At 60.7% G+C, this 21,174-nt stretch carries 8 protein-coding genes; all 8 read right to left on the minus strand.

All coding sequences use genetic code 11. The features are described from left to right. Positions 1-182 precede the first annotated feature (182 nt). Positions 183-545 carry a ribonuclease toxin immunity protein CdiI gene (cdiI, locus tag VQ065_RS17975; RefSeq protein WP_031629860.1) on the minus strand — a complete coding sequence of 121 codons (363 nt, stop codon included), beginning with the start codon at positions 543-545 and terminating at the stop codon, positions 183-185. Between the two features lie 460 nt (positions 546-1,005). Next, positions 1,006-1,557, minus strand: coding sequence for a DUF6990 domain-containing protein (locus VQ065_RS17980; RefSeq protein WP_071534613.1), 552 nt, complete (start codon positions 1,555-1,557; stop codon positions 1,006-1,008). Between the two features lie 431 nt (positions 1,558-1,988). Continuing rightward, positions 1,989-2,357: a ribonuclease toxin immunity protein CdiI gene (gene cdiI / locus VQ065_RS17985; RefSeq protein WP_015502854.1), complete on the minus strand. Its 369-nt coding sequence runs from the start codon at positions 2,355-2,357 to the stop codon at positions 1,989-1,991. Positions 2,358-2,368: 11 nt separating this feature from the next. Next, positions 2,369-2,797, minus strand: coding sequence for a CdiA family toxin C-terminal domain-containing protein (locus VQ065_RS17990; protein WP_003089742.1), 429 nt, complete (start codon positions 2,795-2,797; stop codon positions 2,369-2,371). Between the two features lie 58 nt (positions 2,798-2,855). Continuing rightward, the gene (gene imm2 / locus VQ065_RS17995; RefSeq protein ID WP_003089744.1) at positions 2,856-3,209 is read right to left on the minus strand and encodes an Imm2 family immunity protein; all 354 of its coding nucleotides are present in this window, start codon (positions 3,207-3,209) and stop codon (positions 2,856-2,858) included. After that, entirely contained in the window at positions 3,209-3,592 is a 384-nt protein-coding gene (locus VQ065_RS18000) for a deaminase domain-containing protein (RefSeq protein WP_079277013.1), read from the minus strand. Before VQ065_RS18000 ends, imm2 begins: the two co-directional genes overlap by 1 nt. 140 nt (positions 3,593-3,732) lie before the next feature. Then, a complete protein-coding gene (locus VQ065_RS18005) occupies positions 3,733-4,053 on the minus strand; it encodes a hypothetical protein (protein ID WP_123788670.1) in 321 nt (106 codons plus the stop codon). Between the two features lie 6 nt (positions 4,054-4,059). Then, positions 4,060-21,078 (minus strand): two-partner secretion domain-containing protein, encoded by a 17,019-nt coding sequence (locus VQ065_RS18010; RefSeq protein WP_045434856.1) that lies wholly within the window; start codon positions 21,076-21,078, stop codon positions 4,060-4,062. Positions 21,079-21,174: the final 96 nt, after the last annotated feature.

Raw genomic sequence — 21,174 nt, forward strand, 5'->3', positions numbered from 1 at the left:
CTGCACTGGAGCCTCCCTGCTCAGAAATCAGGGTAGGAAAAATACATCTGCCCCTTTATTCGCTCAACCCGCATCTTGCCACCGGCCATCAAGTTAACACGTGACTGAACACGTCCAGGAACTTGAATAGAGGCTTTTGACGATTCAATCTGTTCATGGCTACGGAGTATATCGGTCAGGGATCAGAAAGACAGCTTATCTAAAAGCTCTTTTACTTTCTCAGTATCTTCAGGATGGCGCTGAAGATACTTTTCACAAGCGAGCCGAATGAACTTAGAACAAACAGCCTCGCTCACAACAATGGTGTCTTCATCCTTCGGGGGATAGCCATAAGAAAACTCAACCCCCTCGAAGTGCTCCTCATCAAACGGACTATTTTCATCAGGGAAGTTACAGTACGCCCCATCCGTACTGACCCCCCATCTCTTCACGATATAGCCAACCGCCTCAATGAAGTAGCCATCATCATACATCCTGTCAAAATACCCTTTAACGACCCAATAAGGGTCTGACTCACTGTATGGCTGACCAAACAATTCTTTCACAAGCACCTCCTTTACTTCGGGTGGAAACTTGTTACCGCTCCTGTGAACTTATCTAAATACACCCTAAAAGTGACACCCCCGGCAACAGAGTCATATTGACTCAGCCCTTTAGATAGCGCGTCCTTATAGCCGCCAGCTGCGGCCTGCTGCCCTAGATCAAGGATTCCCTGATCAGTAAATATTTTCGGATCATAAACAGTTTTCGGGAAATCTTGTCTTTAAATCCAACAATATTCCCTGCCCGATCATAAAGGAAAAAGGGGACAGATTTATTTTTACTATTATAACTTCAGCAACCGCCCACGCCAAACCACTCAAAGCGAATAACTCGCTAAACCAATCGCCCTTACCTAGGGCATCGCGGAGCCTCCTTACGGTGTCTGCACTGGAGCCTCTCTGCTCAGAGAATTAGAGTAGGGAAAATAAATCTGTCCCCTTTATTCGCTTTGGGTAATTAGCGTCAACGCACATTTCGCGCAATCAAGAGAGCGCGCTCTATCATGTCTTGGGTGATATACGGAACAAACCCTAATCTGTCACCCTGCTCGAAGCTGAATTGAGAATTTGCAAGACAGCTAACGTCTCCAGCTATCGCCAAAGCTGCCAAGTGCCGCAACGGCATAGCACCCTTCGAATTTGTTGGCAAAGCTCTATAAGCTGCCAAGCCTTTTTCTACATCTTGAGCAGAAGCCCAAGATATAGCACTTTGAGAAAGTCTAACGACATCATCCAGTGAGAAATCGACTATTTTCTCCGGCACGTCATTACTCACAATAATCGGCACATAATTACTGGCCTCACCCAAAACGAATGCAACTGCCGCCGTAAAATTCTTCGTAGAAACAGATGGCATTAATGAAACCCTAAAATGATCAGAGCGCTTCCCTATAGTCGGAATAATCTGAATCTGGACTTCACCAATGTCCATTAGGCAAAAATAATCCCCAGCCTCATCTTTATCGCATCTCCAGCCAAGCCCTACTAGAGCTGACAATATCTCTATTTCTTTCACTACTTAGCACCTGGAAAATTCATGACCTCAACCGGAATTCCATTGGGATAGCCTTCTTGAGAAAAGGGACAGAAAAGGGGACAGATTTATTTTTCCTACTCTAATTTTGACTAGTGTTTATATTTCTCATTCCCACTGTATACCACTGCCGATCTTACCACACTGAACCACGTGAAGCGGATAGTTCAGTAAAACCACTCGCCTCTGCCTAGGCCTCGCGGAGCCTCCTTACGGCGTCTGCACTGGAGCCTCTCTGCTCAGAGAATTAGAGTAGGGAAAATAAATCTGTCCCCTTTATGGTCAGTCCCCTTTATGGTCAAGGCCAAAGCCCTACCCATTACTGACCTGCACACGTCTATCTGCTCGCGCAGTGATCAAGAAACACGGTCATCCGAAAAGGGTTAAGTAAGTGCCTTTCAGATCTGTCCCCTTTACGGCCAGAAAGAGAGTTTATCTAAAAGCTCTTTTACTTTTTCAGTATCTTCAGGATGGCGCTGAAGATACTTTTCACAAGCGAGCCGAATGAACTTAGAACAAACAGCCTCGCTCACAACAATGGTGTCTTCATCCTTAGGGGGATAGCCATAAGAAAACTCAACCCCCTCAAAGTGCTCCTCATCAAACGGACTGTTTTCATCAGGAAAATTACAGTACGCTCCATCCGTGCTATAGCCCCACCTATTTACAATGCACTCAATGGCTTTAATAAACCTACCATCCGAGTACATTATATCCATGTAGCACATAACTACCCAGCACGGGTCAGCCTCGTTGTATGGCTGACCAAATAATTCATTCATAGAACCACCTATTATTTCGGATAAAAATTAAGGACAGCTCCTGTTCTTTCATCCAGATAAACTCTAAAGGTGATACCTCCAGCCGTACTATCATAATAACGATCACCACTAGCTACCGCTTTTACATAACCACTGGCAGCAGCTTGCCGCCCGAGATCTAGAACCTTCTGATCAGAAATAACTTTAGGATCATATACAGTTTTAGTAAAAGGCTGCGCTTTATAGCCAATTACATTTCCAGCACGATCATATACAGGAATCTGATATTCAATCGTCGTAATTCCCTTAACCGAGCCAGGAGTTTCACTAAGTACCTTCACCCCATTACTGGATACCGCCTGAGAGAAAGCATCTAGGTTATAAGTACCGCTAATCCCACTCTTCTGCGTCAGGCCATCAAAATTGCTGAGGTGATTCTTGATGTTAGGATTGAAGCTCATCCCTTCCGGGAAATTAGCAGTTCCTTTTGCACCAAGTAAATAACCCGCCCTGGGCTAATTAATAAAGACCTAACACTCTGAGATCGTCTCTTAGCTCTGCTGCCTCATCAGAAGGCAAATCATCCAGAACAGAAGACAGCTTGATCTCCTTTAGCAATCCATGAATAACATCAAGATGATATCTCTTGACTTTATCCGAAGACCTGCCCGCCGAGAGAATAAGCACTAAAACTTCCAACATTAATTTCTCAATAGGCAAATCAAAGGAGTTTTCAAGCTCACTGTAGGCATAGCCTACTTCGCTTTCTCCCTCAACCCATGGACTTTGGTGGTTGAGTTTGACCCTGCAATAGTTGTAATAGCTGCCCAGAAACCAAGCCCGGATTTCTCCATAAGTCACACGTTCTTCCATTACGGCGTCTTCCTCGGCGGACGGAGCATAACGCCCTGATTATCAAGAATATTAACTGTGATATTGGGATACTTCGCCTTAAACTGCTCAGCCACGTTTAGACAACTTGCGCAAGCTGCTTTCTCCGTTAGAATATTTACAGCCCCTCTTGCGGAGGTGTTGCTTCCTAATTGATCAGCAATATTGTCTAGTATTTTGTATTCCGTATCTATTCCCCGATAAACCATATCTCCGGCCTTGTTGGGTACAGATTGAGCCACAAAATTTCCACTTCCAGAGCCAATAAGCCCTTTACCGGCATAGGAAAAAGGGGACCAGGAAAAAGGGGACAGATTTATTTTTACTACTATAATTTCAGCAACCGCCCACGCCAAACCACTCAAAGCGAATAACTCGCTAAACCAATCGCCCTTACCGAGGCATCGCGGAACCTCCTTACGGCGTCTGCACTGGAGCCTCCCTGCTCAGAGAATTAGAGTAGGGAAAATAAATCTGTCCCCTTTATGCTGTCCCCTGCATGGTCTTACAAAGGATTCTCTTTCAAATAAGCCCTCAGGTCTTTATCTGCAATCCCTGGGGCTCCTGCACTTAACCACGCCTCGAACTCCTCATAATGCGGACTTAAATATTTACCATCCTTGCATTGAGTTTCTAAAGCATCACCAAACTCTGACACGAACCTCAAATGATGGACCATCATAACCCAAATTCTTCTAAGATCTGGATGCTGCGGCACCCCTTCTGAAGCATCTGATATATATACAGAGTCCCCCTCAACGAACTCAAGAACCACTTTAACCTTCCCCAAGCGAATTAGCTCCCTAATAATATCTACCTTATCCATATTAACTCACTCTAAATGAAGAAATTTAACACTTGCCCCATGAACCTCAACTTCCGTAAAACCTAAAGAGCTCATTGTCTTACCTAGTGGAGTATTCCATACTGCCTGCTCCTTGGAAAGCCCTCTCGAAGACCCAGCTTTAAAAGCATCAAGATTGTCTTTTCCTAACTGCGCCGAAACCGTCTTAACCTTATTTGCTCCTACTGCCTCAATTGCTCTAGAAATCATCTCGCTACCAACTCCCTTCCCAGACACAGTAGTGCCATACCAATCTATATACAGATTCCCATCGGGCGAGTAACGAGCAACTAGATCGCTTTGGGCGAATTTACTATCTACTACAACACCTGACTTATCAAACTTCTGCCTAGCAGACAACTCAACATCAACATACCCTCCGGCCTTATTTTTTACCTTCTCTTCAAAATTAAGCCCAGTCCTTTCTGCAGGAATAAATCCTTTTGCAGCGTTACTGTTTTTTACCTCTTTTGTTAATCCCTCTACTAAATCAGCAGACTCTGCCACCTTCCCTTCTTGGAAGAGCTTTTTCGCCTTGCTCAATACTTTCTGTGCCGCATCTCCAGCACCAGGAACCAGTCCCACCCCTGCCATTGCATAGTCAAAGGGGTCTTGAGCTTCAGAAAATGCTTTTGTGTCACCGTAGACGGGGACGAAGTCGGATCCAAAACTGGCCAAAGCTTTAGCGAGGCGCTTTGAATCTCCAGCGGTAATAGGATTATTTACCTGATTGATGCTTCGAAGCTCTGACTCAATCGTGTAAGCACGCAATTCCGGATTTTGCATGGCTTGCGCGTATTGTTCCCTCGCTTCCGGGCTCCAACTGGCCTGCTTGAGGCTTTGAGCAGCCTTCCAGGCTTCTTGACGCAATGCACTACAAGTCGATGCCTGTCCGCCCGTAGAGCAGGCAGTCATCAAGGCTAGATCTCGGTCGCGGTCCAACTTATCCCAAGCATCCGCACGCCCACAGGCGGCCTCGTCTCCTCCTTGGCAGGCCTTTTGGGACTTCCAACGCTCCTCATTTTCCGCATGGTTGAGGAAGTTGTACTGAGTAGCATTCCCCGCCACCCAGGCTCCCGTCTGCAAGCTCTTGGCGTCCGCATCGCCCTGCGTCGAAGCCGCCAGCACGCCGATCAACTGCGAACTCATGGTCAGCAGGCCCTTCTTGTCATCGATGGGCAGGCTGGCGTATTGCTTGGCGAGGCTATCCACCAGCGCCTCGTTGACTCCCGCAGCCAGGGCTCCGGTACGGAAATCGCCACCGACCGCTTCGGCGGCCAGACCTCCCATCAGGGCGTGCAAGCCGATCTTGCCGAGGCTGCCGTCGTCCAGTACGCCATGGGTGGTGTCGCCAATCAGCTTGAAGCCGTAGGCCGCGAAGGCATTTGCCAGGCTGTTTTGCAACGCATCGCCCAGGCTGCCCTTGCCGCCCAGCGCTCGGTCCAACAGCACCGAAGTGCCATTCTGCAGCAACTGGTTCGAGGTGAACTGGCCCACACCTTGCCAGGTGCCCAACCCTGCGGCGGGCGCCACGGCCCCGGTGTTCGGTAGAGCGGTCGAGGTGCCGGTCTGGGTCGAGGTCCATTTGTCGTAGACGCCGGCAGTCAGCCCCGCAGTCGTGCCAGCGACTACATAGCCCCTCAGCGCATCGCTGGAGGTCACGTCCTTGACGACATCCCCCAGGTTTCCCCGGTTGTTGATGGTGCTGATCGCTCCATTGCTGGCCATGCCCATAGCCACGGCAGTTCCAGCGGCATTCGCCCAGCCGGCGGCAGCTGTTCCTACTGCTGTACCGGCCTGGACCATTGCAGTGCTACCGGCAGCAGCCATCATGCTTCCTGAGCCCGCCCCCACACCCGCCATCGATCCCAATGCCGCACTCGCCGCACCCGCCGTGAAGTAAGTCACGACAATCGCTATCGCCAACTGCGCGCCGACGCCCAGCCCGGAGTTGCTGTACTTCCAGCTGTCATGCAGTTCCTGCACGCGCCGCCAATCCACATCGCCGCGCTGCTCCATCTGCTTCAACCAGGCCAGTTGCGGATCCGCCTGCACCATCGCGTCGATGGTCTGGCTCACGGTCTTCTGGTCGATGTGCTTGAGGTCGATCTTCAGGCCTTCCACGGCCTTGATCGCCAGGTTGCCCTGGGCGACGAGCTGGCTCTGGCGTACGGTTTCGTCGGTCTGGCCCTTGCCCTTCGACGACTGCCACGCCAGGTCGCCCTTGCTCTTCTCGTGGCTTTCCTGGTGCAGGTCCTTCACCGCGTCGAAGGTCACCGCGCCGCCGCTGACGATGGCCAGGTCGTTGCCCGATTCCAGCTTCGCGCCCTGGTAAGTCTGGTCGCCGCCACTGAGCAGGGTGAGGACGCCGCCGCTGGATATTTGGCTGCCCACTGCCGTCACATCGGTGATTTCGTCGCGCCGGGTCTTCTTGCTACCGAAGCTGCCTTTGCTCTTCTTGTCGTAGAGGTAGTAACTACTGTCGTTGGCGGCCAGCAGCTCCAGCTTGTCGCCGGCCACCAGGTAGGCTTCGTCGCCGGCGCTGGCCTGGCTCGCGACCAGCCGCAGGTCCTGTCCGGCATTGATCGCCAGATCGCCGCCAGCGTCCACGCGAGTGGCCTGCTGGGTGATCTTGTCGTCCTGGAAAGTGACCTTCTTGGTCTTGCCATAGGCATGCTCTTCGTTGGCAGCCGCGACCAGGCCCACATCGCGACCCGCCTCGAATGTCACGTCGCGACGAGCGTCGATGCGGCTGCCCGCGACGCTGATATCGCGTCCGGCACTGACGCTGATATCGCGCCCCGCCACGACCTCGGCGCCCATCTGGGTCGTCTGGGTCTGGTATGCCTGGCTTCCTGCCGTCCAGCCCCGCTCCGCTACCGCAGCCGAAACCAGGACATCCCTGCCGCCTTGCAAAGCGAGGTCACCCTTGCTGTCGATGACACCGCCAATATTGGCTACATCGCGTCCTGCCGAAACGGTCAGTTTCTGCGCAGCCTCGATACGCGCGGTGCTATCGGCAAATGCCTCAGTGGTACCGGTTCCCCTGTAGGAGGACTGGTGCTGGGTCACCGTCCGTTCATTGATGACGTCTCCGGTAAGGGCGGAGAGGCTTACCTCGCGCCCGGCAATGATGCCGCCCTGGTCATTGCGGATGGAGCCGCTGGCCAGCAGGTCGAGGCGGTTGCCGGCCTCGATCAGGCCGCTGTTGTCGATGTTGCCGGCTGTCGCGCTGAGGTCGTTCTGCGCGCGCAGGGTGCCGGCGTTCCTCAGGTCCCCGCCGGTGATCAGGTTCACGTCGCGCCCCTGGATCAGCGCGCCGTTCGGGCCCAACCGCCCCTCGGCCTGGGCCAGGTAGACCACGGGGGCGAGGACCTTTTCGCCATTCACCTCGACTTCTTCCAGCCAAACGATGTCGTGGGTCAGCGCCGCCACCTGGGCGGCGCTGAGGGTGACGCCAGGGGTCAGTCCCAATACGTCCTTGCTGGCGATGGCGTTGTCCATCAGATAGCGGAACATCGCTTCGTCGCTGTTCAATCCGGCGATGAAGCGCTGCCCCGTACGCTGGACGATCGCTTCGCGTACCAGGCGCTGCTCGTATAGACCGTCGCCCAGGCGCTTCTTGCTGTCATCCGGATTGATACCCAGGCCACCGAGCAGGTAGTCCGAGTTGAGGAACTGCTTCAGCTCGGTGAGCGCCGGGTTGGTCTCGATCAGATACTTGTGGCTGTTGCTCGGTGTGGCATTGCTGGGCACGCCCTCAACGCGCGCAACCGACGGCAGGGTTTGCAGCGCCGGCTGCCCAACCGGAGGCTCGGCAAGAACGGCGCTCCGCTCTTCGAGGCGAGGCAGGCTGCCCTGAGCCCTAACGGCCGAAGGCAGTGCCTGCACCGACGACTGCTCAGCCGGCAGATCGGCAAGGATGCTGCCATTGCCACCTGGACTGGAAACTACCCCCTCTACACGCACTGTCGAAGGCGAGGCCTGGACCGTCGCCTGCGCACCCTGCCAATTGGCGAGAATAGTTCCATTCCCATCGTGACCGGGCACTGTGCCTTGAACACGATCAGCCGCGGGAAGGCTTGAGAACGAGGGTGGACCACCGCGCAGATCGGCGAGGATGACACCATTGCCGCTGTGACCCGATGCATTGCCCTCGACGAGTCCACCCAGTCCCGTGGTCGCCTGGTGCTCACCGGCCTGGAAACGGCCAGTGTTTCCCCCGTCGCCCGAGATTGGCGCGGAAGCCCGTAGCGCATCGATAGCCTCAGCTACCCGGCCTTGATAGGCGGAACCGGCAAGCGAGGTGACCCGATCATCGCCGACACGACGCGCCTGGGTACTCCAGCCACTTGCGCCACTGCCTGTCTGTGCGGATACAGATACGCCATGGCCGCTCTGGGTGAGATCGCTGGCGGATTTCAGAGCACCACTTGCCTGGTTCACCAGGGCTCCTTGGGACGCCAGGCGGAAGAGCCCATTCTGGCCTTGAGGCAGGCTGAACCCCGGCAGGGTGAGCGGATTGACCTGCTTCCTGGCTAGATCAGGCGGAAGTGCCTGGCTCAGCACCACAACGTTGGAGGTGTTCCCGGACAGCCCCGTTAGCAGGTTCTTTTCTACCCCCCGAGAAATGGGCTGCCCTTCTCGAACAATACTGTTCTGCAATGACCTCTCTGCATTGATAGAGACTTTGCCTCCAGCCTGTACAACTGCATTAGCGACGGGAGCAACATCACTTTTCGATATAGTAAGCTCATCGAATACTTTTGCATTTCTGAGAAAATCTGGTGGTAAGGCTCCACGAGACGGGTCATAAGCCGGTGCAACAGAGATATAGTCAAATTTGTCCCTGGCTATGTCATCTATAACAATGGTCCCGAAGCCTGCGTGCCAGTAACCATCCCTTCCGCCAGTTCGGAAATATACTGAATCCACAATGGATTCATCCCAATTTTTATTCCAGAAATGTATAGCACCACCGAAATTACTATATTCAATCTTACCATTATCATAGGCAAGGTCATTTATGGAGTTGTACTCCATAATTTTTCGCCAAACCTCAACTCTCGCCTCATAGCTGTAGTTGAAATCCAATGCTTTCCTAACGGAGTACTCACCCAACACATACCCTTCGTTAGCGAAATCCTGAGCCGAAATAGAAATATCACCCGCCGCCGCTATGGTGCTCCCCTGATTCTTGAACCGTCCCCCCAAGATGAAAATGTTCCCTCCTGAGGTGATATTTGAGGAGGGAGAATCCTTTAGAAGCTGAGTCTTGTAATTTTCCAACAAGACCAAATGACTGGCAAACTTGTCCTCTTTCCCTCCTACTGCCGAACAGTCAAAGCAACGAACTCCAATAGCCCCAGAAAGAAACTCAGACGAAACATCAAAAATTTCTTTTTTATTCTCAACTACCTCAGCAAGTAATCTCAGGTCATTTGAGCTTTCAACACTCGCTGAAATATTTTTGAAGGAACTCGCCTTGCCACTTGAATCGTCGCGGGCGATATCCAGCCTGCCGAGGCTGTACACATCCCCGTAGAGGTTGGTGATGTCGCCGGCGCGCAGGGTCATGTCGGCGCCACTGAACAGCAACCCGCGCTCGTTGAGCAGGGCGGGCGCGTTCAATCGCAGGTTGCCGCCGCCGCCCAGGGTGCCGTAGTTGTTCAGGCTCGCGGCGCTGGCCACGAGGTCGCCGGCGGCGGTGATCCGCCCACGGTTGACCAGCAGGTTGCCGGCGCCGAGCGTGACATTGGCGCCGCCGGCGAGGCTGGCGGCGTTGCCGAGGTCGAGGCTGGCGGCGTTCAGGGCGAAGTCGCCGAGGCTGGTGGCGCGGCCGTTGCCACGGTAGCCGCCGCTCAGCTCGAGTCGCAAGCTGCCGTCGCTGGCCAGCAGGCCGTCGTTGCTCCAGTCGCCGCCGCGGCCAGTGAAGGACTGCACCGCCAGCAGCTTGCCCTCGGCCGTCTGGCGGAAGGTGCCGATGTCCAGGTTCAGGCGTCCGGCTTGCAGCACGCTGCTGTTGGTCCATTCGCTGGCGCGGATGTCCAGCAGGCCATTGGTGGTCAGTTCGCCGCCGGCGCGGATCACCTGCCCGGAATCCAGGCCGAAGGTGCCGTTGCCGGTGTGGAGGATGCGCCCGCCGGCGTTGGCCAGGCTGCCCAGTTGCAGGTCGAGGTCCTGGTTGGCGCTTTCCAGCACGCCGTAGGCGTTGTTCAGGCCGCCAGCGACCAGCCGCGTGCTGCCGCTGCGGCCGAGGGCGCGCAGGCTGCCGCCGCTGTTGTCGATCGCGGCGGCGCGCAGGTGCAGCTCGCTTTCGCTTTCCAACTGGCCGAAGCGGTTGGCCAGCGCGCCGGCCAGGCTGAAGTCGATGCGCCCGGCGCCGACCTTGCCGCCCTGGCCCGCCGCCGCGCCCTGGTTGAGGAAGCGCTGGCCGTCGAGGCTGAGCAGGCCGCTGGCGTAGAGGCCGCCACCCTGGTTGTCGAAGTCGGCGGTGACGATGCGGTTGTCGCCGCCCAGCGCCGAGAGATGGCCCTGCTGGTTGCGCACGCCTTGCCCGGCGCGAATCTCCAGCGACTGCGCCTGGGTGACGCCGGCGCTGTTGTCGAACAGCCCGGTGACCAGCTTCAGCCAACCCTTGGCGCTGTTGAGCACGCCGCCGGCGCCGTTGTCGAGGCTGCCGCTCTGCAGGTCGAGGTTACCGGCCCGGCTGTCCAGGCGGCCGCCCTGGTTGTCCAGCGCGCCGCCGATACGCAGCCGGTTGTCGCCCTGGGCCTGGAGCGTGCCCTGGCGGTTGTCCAGGCTGCCGGCCTGCACCTCGAGGGCGCCGGCCTGGCTGAAGATCAGCCCGTCCTGCTGGTTGCGCAGGGCGCCGCCGCCCAGGCGCAGGCTCATGCCGGCCTGGCTGGCGAGGGTGCCGGAGGCGCTGTTGTCGAGGCTGCCGGCGCTGATCTCCAGCAGCCCCTGGCTGACCAGCTTGCCGCCGCGGTTGTCGACGCTGGCGCTGCGCAGCAGCAGGGCGCCGCCGCTGGCCAGGCGCGCCGCGCCGGTGTTGACCAGGGCGCCACCGAGGATGGCGTCGAGCCGGCCCTGGCTGATCAACTGGCCGTCGCTGTTATCCAGGCTGGCGCCCTTGAGCAGCAGGCTGCCGCCGTTGATCCGGCCGCCGGCGTTGTTCAGCAGCGTATCGTCGCGCTCGAAGCTCAGCGCGCGCTGCGCCGAGACCAGGCCGCCCTGGCCGTTGTCCAGCTTCCCGGCGATGCTCAGGGTCACGTCGCTTTCGCCGGAGACGATGCCCTGGGCGTTATCCAGGCTGGCGGCGTCGATCCGTTGCGCGCCCTTGCTGACCAGGGCGCCCTGGCCGTGGTTGTCCAGCGCGCCGCCGAGGCTGATGGCCAGCTCGCCGTCCTTGCTCGAAAGGGTGCCGCCGGCGCTGTTGTCCAGGCTCCCGCCTGTCACCGTCAGGCCCTGCCATCCGGAGAGCAGGCCGGCGCCGGCGTTGCCCAGCGCGTCGGCGTCCAGGCGCAGTTTCCCGGCGCTGATGATGCGCCCCTGCTGGCCGTTGTCGATGCGCCTGGCCAGCAGCTCGAAGCCCTGCTGGCTGGAAATCTCGCCGCCCTGGCGGTTGTCGAGGACGTTCAGCCGCTCGATGCTCAGCGGGCCGCGGGCACTGATCAGGCCGCCCTGGTTGTCCAGGTCGCCGCCCCGCAGGTCGAGACTGACGCCGCGCTCGCCAATCAGCCGGCCCTGGCGTTGCACCAGGCGCTCGACCGTCAGGCGCAGGTCGCCCCGGGCGGAGATTTCGCCGCCGTCGGCGGAATCGACGCGCCCTGCCGTCAGTTCCAGTTCGCCGTCGCTGGTGAGCAGGCCGCCACGGTTGTCCAGGTTGGCGGCGCTCAGGCGCAGCGACTGCTTGCCACTGAGGGCGCCGCCACGGTTGTCGAGGTCGGCGCTGCTGACGTCCAGGACGCCCTGGCTGATCAACTGGCCACCCTCGGCGTTGTCCAGCGCGCCAGTGGCGACGCTCAGGCCGGCGTTGCCGGAGAGCAGGCCCTTGCCGCTGTTGTCCAGCGAGGCGCTGGCGAGCGTCAGGCGGGCGCCGGAGACGGTGCCTTCGGCGTGGTTGTCCAGCGCGCCGTCGACGCGCAGGTCGATGCCGGCGCGACTGGCCAGGGTGCCCTTGGCGCTGTTGTCCAGGCGAGCGGCCGCGATGTCCAGGCCGGCGGCGCCGGAGATCACCCCGCCCAGGCTGTTGTCCAGGGCCTGGGCGATGCGCAGGGTCAGGCTGTCGGCGCCGATCAGGCGCCCGCCGCGGTTGTCCAGGCTGGCGGCGGCGAGGGTGAAGGCGCGGTCGCTGGAGATTTCCCCGCCGGCGCCGTTGTCCACCGCGCCGAGCTGGCGCAGCAGCAGCGCGCCGGGCGTGGCGATCAGGCCGCCGTCGCGGTTGACCAGCGTGCCGCCATTGAGGTCGAGGGTGACGCCGGTTTCGCTGACCAGGACGCCGCCTCCGCGCTGGTCGAGGCCTTTCAGGTTGGCGTCGAGCAGGCCCTTGGCGCTGACCCGGCCCTGCTGGCCGTTGTCCAGCCGGGCGGCCACCAGGGTGATGCCGGCGTTGCTGCCGATGCCGCCGTTGCGGCTGTTGTCCAGTACGCCGGTGCGGATATCCACCGCGCCCTTGGCGCTGATCACGCCGGAACGGCTGTTGTCGAGGCTGGCGCCCTGCAGCGTCACGCCGGCATCGCTGAGCAGCCTGCCGCCCTGGTTGTCCAGCGCGGCCTGGCTGGTCAGCGCCAGCGCACCGGCGCTGGAGAAGGTCCCGCCACGGTTGTCCAGGCGCGCGGCGCGCGCCGTCAGGCTGCCTTCGCTGACCAGCGCGCCGCCCTGGTTGTCCAGCACGCCGCCGAGGCTCACGCTCAGGCTGTTCTGGCTGTCGAGCCGACCGCCGTCGCCGTTGAACAGTTCGCCGCCGTCCAGGCTCAGGCCGTCGCGCCCGGCCAGCACCCCCTTGGCCTGGTTCAGCAGGCGCTGCACGGTGAGGCGCAGGCCGCTGTCGCCGATGACCTTGCCGCCGCGGTTGTCCAGTTGCTCGCGGGCGTTCACGGCGACCTTCGAGGTGCTGGAAATCTCGCCGGCGCGGTTGTCGACCTGCCGCGCCTCGATAGCGATGCCGCCATTCGCGGCGATCAGCCCGGACTGGCTGTTGTCGAGCGTGTCGGCGCGAAGGTCCAGGCTCCCCTGGCTGACCAGTTCGCCGCCTTGCTGGAGCAGCGTACCGACCGCCGCCTCCAGCACGCCTCTGGCGGCGATACGGCCTTGGTTGCCGTTGCTCACCTGGTCGGCTACAAGCTCCAGGCGGCCTTCACTCACCAGGCTGCCTTGTTCGGCGTTGTCCAGGCTGGTCACGCTGATACGGGCATCACCCTTGCTGCCGATGATTCCCGCACGGTTGTCCAAGACCTGAGACTCGATGGCCAGTCCGTCGGTCGCCAGGACCTGCCCCTTGAGACTGTTGTCCAGTGTCTTGGCGATGCGCAGGGTCAAAGCTTCGCTGCTGATCAGCCGCCCGCCCTGATTGTTCAGTGTGTTGGCGGCGAGGGTGAAAGCACGGTCGCTGGATATCTCTCCGCCGACGCTGTTGTCCACCATGCCGAGTTGGCGCAGCAGGAGCGCGCCAGGCGTTGAAACCAGACCGAGGTCGTGGTTGTCCAGGGTGCCACCGTTGAGGTCGAGGGTGACACCGCGCTCGCCGACCAGCGAGCCTCCCCCCTGCTGAAGCAACCCTTTCAGGTTGGCGTCGAGCGTACCCTTGGTGCTGATCCGTCCTTCCCGGCCGTTGTCGACCAACCCGGCGACCAGGGTGACGCCCGTATTGCCGCCAATGGATCCCTTCTGACTGTTGTTCAGGGCTCCGGTACGAATGGCCACAGCCCCTTTCGCACTGACCAGGCCCGCACGGCTGTTGTCGAAGCCAGTGCTGTTCAGGGTGGCTCCAGCATCGGTCACCAACCTGCCACCCTGGTTGTTCAACTCGCCCCGGCTGGTAACGAGCAGGCTACCCGCACTGGAGAAAGTCCCCGCCTGGTTATTGACCTGGTCGGCCTTCACTGTCAGCGACCCTTCGCTGACCAGTGCACCGCTCCCCTGGTTGTCCAATGCACCACTGAGCGTTACATCCACCAGGCGTTGGCTGCTGAGCAGGCCGCCATCGCCATTGAGCAGTTCAGCGCCGTCCAGGTGCAATCCATCGCGACTGGCGAGCACACCCTTGGCCTGGTTCAGCAGGCGCTGCACGGTTAGGCTCAGCTCACTGTCGCCGATCACCTTGCCCCCCCGGTTGTCCAGTTGTTCCCGGACAGCCAGAGCCACCTTGGCCACGCTGGATATTTCCCCACCGCGGTTATCGATCTGGCGTGCCTCGGCGGCGACCCCGCCATCGGCGCTCACCAGGCCGCCATTGCGGTTATCCAGGCTATCGGCGTCGAGAGTCAGCGTCCCCTGACTGGCCAGTTCTCCACCCTGCTGCTCCAGGGTGCCAACCGTGACCTGCAGATCGCCCTTCGCGGCAATGCGCCCCTTGGCGCTGCTCACCTGCTTGGCGGTCAGATCCAGGGCGCCTTCGCTGACCACGCGGCCTGCCTCGTTCTCCAGGCGGTTCACCCCGATGTGTGTATCGCCCTTGCTACCAACGATGCCGCTATGGTTGTCGAAGACGAGTGCAGCGACATCCAGCCCTCCGCTTGCGGAAAGAACGCCTTGGAGGCTGTTGTCCAGTGCCTGGGCGATGCGCAGGGTCAGGGAGTCGCCGCTGATCACGCGGCCACCCCGGTTGCTCAGCGCGGTCGCGGCGAGGGTAAAGCTTCGATCGCTGGAGATCTCGCCACCGCCACTGTTGTCCACGACACCCAGTTGCCGCAGCAGCAAGGCTCCAGGCGTGGCGATCAGGCCCTGAGCACGGTTGACCAGTTCTCCCCCGCGCAGATCGAGCGCGATGGCCGTATCGCTGACCAGCCTGCCGCTGCCCTGCTGATCCAGCCCCTTCAGGTTGGCATCGATCGCACCCTTGGCAGTGATCCGGCCGTTCTGGCTGTTGTCCACCAGGTCCGCAACCAGCGCGAGCCCGGCACCGCTGCCTATGCCGCCCTTCTGGCTATTGTTGAGGCTGCCAGTACGGATCTCCGCGGCCCCCTTGGCGCTGACGATGCCGCCCTGGCTGTTGTCGAGGCTGGCGCTGCGCAGGACGGCACCGGCGTCGGTGACCACCCTGCCCCCCTGGTTGTTCAACGCACCCTGGCTGGAAAGCGACAAGGTCCCGGCGCTGGAGACTGCACCGCCCTGGTTGTCCAGCCGACCGCTCTTCACGCTCAGGCGTCCCTGGCTGCTCAAGCTGCCCGCCTGATTGCCCAATACGCCGTCCAGATTGACGTCGATGCTTTGCTGGCTGCTGAGCAGGCCGCCGTTGCCATTGAACAGTTCGGCGCCATTCAGGCGCAGCCCATCACGACTGGCGAGTACCCCGCCGTCCTGGTTGAGTACCCGTGGCGCGGCGAGGCGAAGTCCGCTATCGCCGATGGCCTTGCCGCCTCGGTTGTCCAACTGCTCGGCGACGTCCAGTGTCACCTGGCCCGGGCTGGCGATTTCGCCCGCACGGTTGTCGATCCTCCGGGCGGAAACGGTCAGGTTGCCATCAGCACTGACCAGACCGCCGCTGCGGTTGTCGAGGCTATCGGCCTCGAGCATCAGCGCACCCTCGCTGCTCAATTCGCCACCCGCCTGGTTAAAGGCTGTCACGCTGGCGTGCAGGTCACCCCTGGCCGCGATCCGTCCCCTGACACTGTTCGCTCGCTCGGCAGTCAGTTTCAGACGACCTTCGCTAAGCAGGTCGCCGTCATCGTTTTCCAAACGGGACACGTCGATATCGACGGCGCCCTTGCTGCCGATGGAGCCACTGCGGTTGTCCAGGGCAAGCGCCCGGATATCCAGGCCTCCGGTGCCGGAGAGAACACCTTCGAGGCTGTTGTCCAGAGCCTGGGCGATGCGCAACGTCAGTACACCGCCGCTGCGCAGGCGGCCACCCTGGTTGGTCAGTGCGGAGGTGGTGAGTGTGAAGGCTCGGTCGCTGGAAATTTCCCCGCCGCTGTTGTCCACCATGCCGAGTTGGCGCAGGAGCAAGGTTCCAGGCGTGGCGATCAGGCCCTGAGCGCCATTGGCCAGGGTTCCCTCGTTCAGGTCGAGTATGATGCCGGCATTACTGACCAGCCGCCCTTTGCCCTGCTGATCGAGTCCCTTGATATTTGCGTCGATCATGCCTTTGGCAGTGATCCGACCTTCCTGGCTGTTATCCACCTCAGTAGCAATCAGGCCGAGCCCGTCATTACTGCCAAGATTGCCTTTCTGGCTGTTGTTCAGAACCCCGGTATGGATCTCCGCCGCAGCGTTGGCACTGATGATCCCTGATCGGCTGTTGTCCAGGCTGGCGCTGGTCAGGCGCAGGCTGGAGTCCGTCACCAACTTGCCGCCACGGTTGTCCACCGCCTCCTGGCTGCTCAGTCTCAGCGCACCGGCGCTGGACAGAGTGGCGTCCTGGTTGTGTATGCGCCCGGCGCTCACCGTCAGGGTACCGTCGCTGAGCAGCGCGCCCTTGCCCTGATTGTCCAGCACGCCGTCCAGAGTGATCTCTATATGTCTCTGACTGCTGAGCAGTCCGGCATTGCCATTGAACAATTCGGTACCACTCAGGCGCAGCCCATCGCGGCTGGCGATTACTCCCTTGTCCTGGTTGAGCACGCGTGGCGCGGTGATGCCCAGACCACTGTCAGCAACGACTTTGCCGCCACGGTTGTCCAGTTGCTCAGTGAGATTCAGCGTCGCCACGCCCTGGCTGGCAATCTCGCCGGCACGGTTGTCCACCTGCCGGGCATCGATGACCACACCTCGGTTGCCGGCGATGCGACCAGCGCCGTTGTCGACTTTGTCGGCGTCGAGGGCCAGCGCGCCCTGAGTCGTCAGCTCACCCCCGTTCTGCACCAGCGCACCGAGTTTGGCACGCAGATCATCCTTGGCGACGATACGCCCCTTGGAATTGTTCGCCTCATCGGCTACCAGCTTCAGGCCGCGTTCAGCGATCAGCGTGCCAGCGTCGTTTTCCAGGCGGGTCACACCGATATCGATGGCGCCCTTGCTGCCGATGGAGCCGCTACGGTTGTCCAGGACGAATGCCTGGATATCCAGACCTCCGGCACCGGAGACAATCCCCTCGAGGCTGTTGTCCAGGGCCTGCGCGATACGCAAGGTCAGGGCTCCGCCGCTGAGCAGGCGTCCCCCCTGGTTGTTCAACGCGGAGGTGGCAAGAGTGAACGCGCGGTCGCTGGAGATTTCCCCACCGCTGTTGTCCACCACGCCGAGTTGGCGCAGGAGCAAGGTGCCAGGCGTGGCGATCAGGCCTTGAGCGCGATTGACCAGGCTTCCCTTGTTCAGATCGAGCGTAATGCCGGTATCGCTGACCAGGTTGCCCCTGTCATGCTGGTCCAACCCTTGGAGATCCGCATCGATCGCACCCTTGGCAGCGATCCGGCCCGCCTGGCTGTTGTCTACCCGAGCGGCGACCAGGGTGAGTCCCGCATCGCTGCCGATACTGGCTTTCCGGCTGTTGTTCAGGTTGCCGGTACGAATCTCCACGGCCCCCTTGCCACTGATCGCACCGGCCTGGCTGTTGTCGAGGCTGGCGCTGCTCAAGCTAAGTCCAGCGTCGCTCACCAGTCTGCCGCCCTGATTGTTCAGGGCGCCCTGGCTGGTCACTGCCAATGCCCCTGCGCTGGATAGCGTACCGCCCTGGTTGTCGAGCCGGGCTGACTTCACCGTCAGGAAGCCCCGGCTGTCCAGGCTGCCGGCCTGGTTATCGAACGCACCGGCCAGGGAGACGTCGATACCCTTCTGGCTGGACAGCAGGCCCCCCGCGCCGTTGAACAACTCCGTAGCACTCAGGCGCAGCCCATCGCGGCTGGCGAGTACCCCCTTGTCCTGGTTGAGCACGTGCGGCGCGGTGATGCCCAGACCACTGTCACCGACGATCTTGCCGCCACGGTTGTCCAGCTGCTCAGTGAGGTTCAGCGCCACCACGCCCTGGCTGGCAATCTCGCCGACGCTGTTGTCCACCTGCCGGGCCGTGATGTCTACGCCCTGGTTGCCAGCGATACGGCCAGCGTTATTGTTTAGGATGCCCAGGTCGAGAGTCAGCGAGTCCTGACTGGTCAGTTCTCCTCCCTTCTGGCTCAGCGTGCCAACCTTGGCATGCAGGCTACCATTGGCGGCGATACGCCCCTTGGAACTGTTCGCCTCATCGGCTACCAGCTTCAGGCCGCGTTCAGCGATCAGTGTGCCAGCGTCGTTTTCCAGGCGGGTCACACCGATATCGATGGCGCCCTTGCTGCCGATGGAGCCACTACGGTTGTCCAGGACGAATGCCTGGATATCCAGACCTCCGGCACCGGAGACAATCCCCGCGAGGCTGTTGTCCAGGGCCTGCGCGATACGCAAGGTCAGGGCTCCACCGCTGAGCAGGCGTCCACCCTGGTTGTTCAACGCGGAGGTGGCAAGAGTGAACGCGCGGTCGCTGGAGATTTCCCCACCGCTGTTGTCCACCACGCCGAGTTGGCGCAGGAGCAAGGTGCCAGGCGTGGCGATCAGGCCTTGAGCGCGATTGACCAGGCTTCCCGTGTTCAGATCGAGCGTGATGCCGGTATCGCTGACCAGGTTGCCCCTGTCATGCTGGTCCAGCCCTTGGAGATCCGCATCGATCGCACCCTTCGCGGCGATCCGGCCCGCCTGGCTGTTGTCTACCCGAGCGGCGACCAGGGTGAGTCCCGCATCGCTGCCGATACTGGCTTTCCGGCTGTTGTTCAGGTTGCCGGTACGAATCTCCACGGCCCCCTTGCCACTGATCGCACCGGCCTGGCTGTTGTCGAGGCTGGCGCTGCTCAAGCTAAGTCCGGCGTCGCTCGCCAGTCTGCCGCCCTGATTGTTCAGGGCGCCCTGGCTGGTCACTGCCAATGCCCCTGCGCTGGATAGCGTACCGCCCTGGTTGTCGAGCCGGGCTGACTTCACCGTCAGGAAGCCCCGGCTGTCCAGGCTGCCGGCCTGGTTATCGAACGCACCGGCCAGGGAGACGTCGATACCCTTCTGGCTGGACAGCAGGCCCCCCGCGCCGTTGAACAACTCCGTAGCACTCAGGCGCAGCCCATCGCGGCTGGCGAGTACCCCCTTGTCCTGGTTGAGCATGCGTGGCGTTGTGATGTCCAGGCCACTGTCACCGACGATCTTGCCACCGCGGTTGTCCAACTGTTCGCGAGCGCTCGCCACCACCCTCGACGTGCTGGAGATATCGCCCGCTCGGTTGTCGATCAACCGAGAGCTCAAGTCGAGATCCTGGCCGGCGACAATGCGACCGCTGCGATTATCGAGCCGATCCGCCTTCAGGAGCGTACGGCGCTCGCTGACCAGCTTGCCGCCCGCACTGTTGTCCAGACGAGCGACCTCGATGTCCATGTCTCCCTTGCTGGAAAGGAGACCGGCACTGCGATTGTCCAGTGCGGCAGCCTGGACCTGCAGTTCGTTCAGACCGACGACCTGGCCGCCACGGTTGTCGAGATCGCCACGGGTCTTGACCACGGCGCGGTCCCAGCTCTGCAACAGGCCATCCTCGCGGTTGTCCAGGCTGCTCGCCTCGACCCGCAGTTCGCCCTCGGCGAGCAGCTTGCCGCCACGGTTGTCCAGGTGTCCGCCGTCGACCCGGACGGTCGCCCCCTTCAGGCTGCCGCCCTGGTTGTCCAGCGCCTGGCTCGCCTTCGCTTCCAGCGCGCGGCTGGCCACCAGGCTGCCGGCGTTGCGCAGGGTGCCGCTGCGCAGCTCGAGGTCGCCGCGCGCGTTGCGTCGCTCGTCTGGCTCGACGCCGGCTTCGATCACCCCGGCGTTGTCGATATGCGCCGCCTCCAGCGCGATGCGTTCGCGCGCCGCCAGGCTCTGCCGGTTGACCAGTTCCTCCACGCTGCGAATCTCGGCGCTGCCGCCGGCGTAGGTCTTGCCGTTCAGCTCCACGGCCTGGGCCGCGATCTTCAGGTCGCCCTGGCTGGAGGCCTGGGCCAGGCTCAGCTTGCCGCTGGCGTCGATGCGGATGTCGCCGCCGCTGGCGGCCATGTCGCCGGCCAGCTTCACCCCCACGCCCTGCTCGGTGCCGACCAGGCGGATCGCCCCGGCGTACATCCCGCCCAGCGCCGAGCTGTCGATCGCCAGCTGTGGCTTCTCGCTGCCATCGGCGGCGCGCGGCGTGGCCTGCAGGCTGTCGGCCTGGACGTCGTTGCGGCCGGTGACGATGTTGAGGTTCTTCGCGTAGAGCTTGGCGTTGAGCTTGGCGCTGCGGGTGATCAGGTCGAACTGTTCGAGGTTGCCGACGTTCAGTTCGGCGCCTTCGACGACGATGTCGCCGCCATCCACCTGGAAGCGCTCCAGGCGCTGGCCGTCCATGATCGGCTTGCCGGTGGTGAGGGTCGCGCGCGGCGTGTTGATGAAGCCGCAGCCCTGGCAGGTGATGCCGTGCGGGTTGGCGACGATCACCCGCGCCGACTGCCCGGCCACCTCGGTGTAGCCGGCCAGGGTGCTGCGGTTGCCGCCAGTGACCTGGTTGAGGATCACCTGCGCCGCCTGGCCCTTGAGGTTGGGGTTGCCGAGGATGATCCCGCCGAGCTGGGTACCCTGGGTCTTGCCGGTGGCGTTGTTGAGGATCAGCCCGTTGGCGCCGACGTTGTAGTCGCGGAAATGGTTGTTCGACAGCCCGGCGCCGTTGGGCGTGGCGATATTGACGATGGGCACGCCGTTGCCCGCCTGGCCCAGGCCGGTGTTGCCGCCGGCGGCCTTGTCCAGCGCCAGCCCCGCCGCCGCGGCGACGATCGGGTTGAGGAACAGGATGCCGGCCAGGGACAGGGCGATGCACTGGTTCAGCGGGCTGCGGATGTCCATATCGTTACTCCTTGGCGGGTAGGGGCCCGGCGAGGTTAAGCAAGGTTTTCCAAGGAAAGGGCCTCGATGCAGGTAGGCGCTTTCCTAAAGCGTTCA

The organism is Pseudomonas sp. KBN10P06128 (genome assembly GCF_037574945.1).
Lineage (GTDB): Bacteria > Pseudomonadota > Gammaproteobacteria > Pseudomonadales > Pseudomonadaceae > Pseudomonas > Pseudomonas aeruginosa.

Bases quoted from the DNA above. Each gene is read 5' to 3' on its own strand.
- VQ065_RS18010 (WP_045434856.1), bottom strand. From the start codon at position 21,078: ATGGACATCCGCAGCCCGCTGAACCAGTGCATCGCCCTGTCCCTGGCC.
- cdiI (WP_015502854.1), bottom strand. From the start codon at position 2,357: ATGAATGAATTATTTGGTCAGCCATACAACGAGGCTGACCCGTGCTGG.
- VQ065_RS18005 (WP_123788670.1), bottom strand. From the start codon at position 4,053: ATGGATAAGGTAGATATTATTAGGGAGCTAATTCGCTTGGGGAAGGTT.
- VQ065_RS17990 (WP_003089742.1), bottom strand. From the start codon at position 2,797: ATGAGCTTCAATCCTAACATCAAGAATCACCTCAGCAATTTTGATGGC.
- imm2 (WP_003089744.1), bottom strand. From the start codon at position 3,209: ATGGAAGAACGTGTGACTTATGGAGAAATCCGGGCTTGGTTTCTGGGC.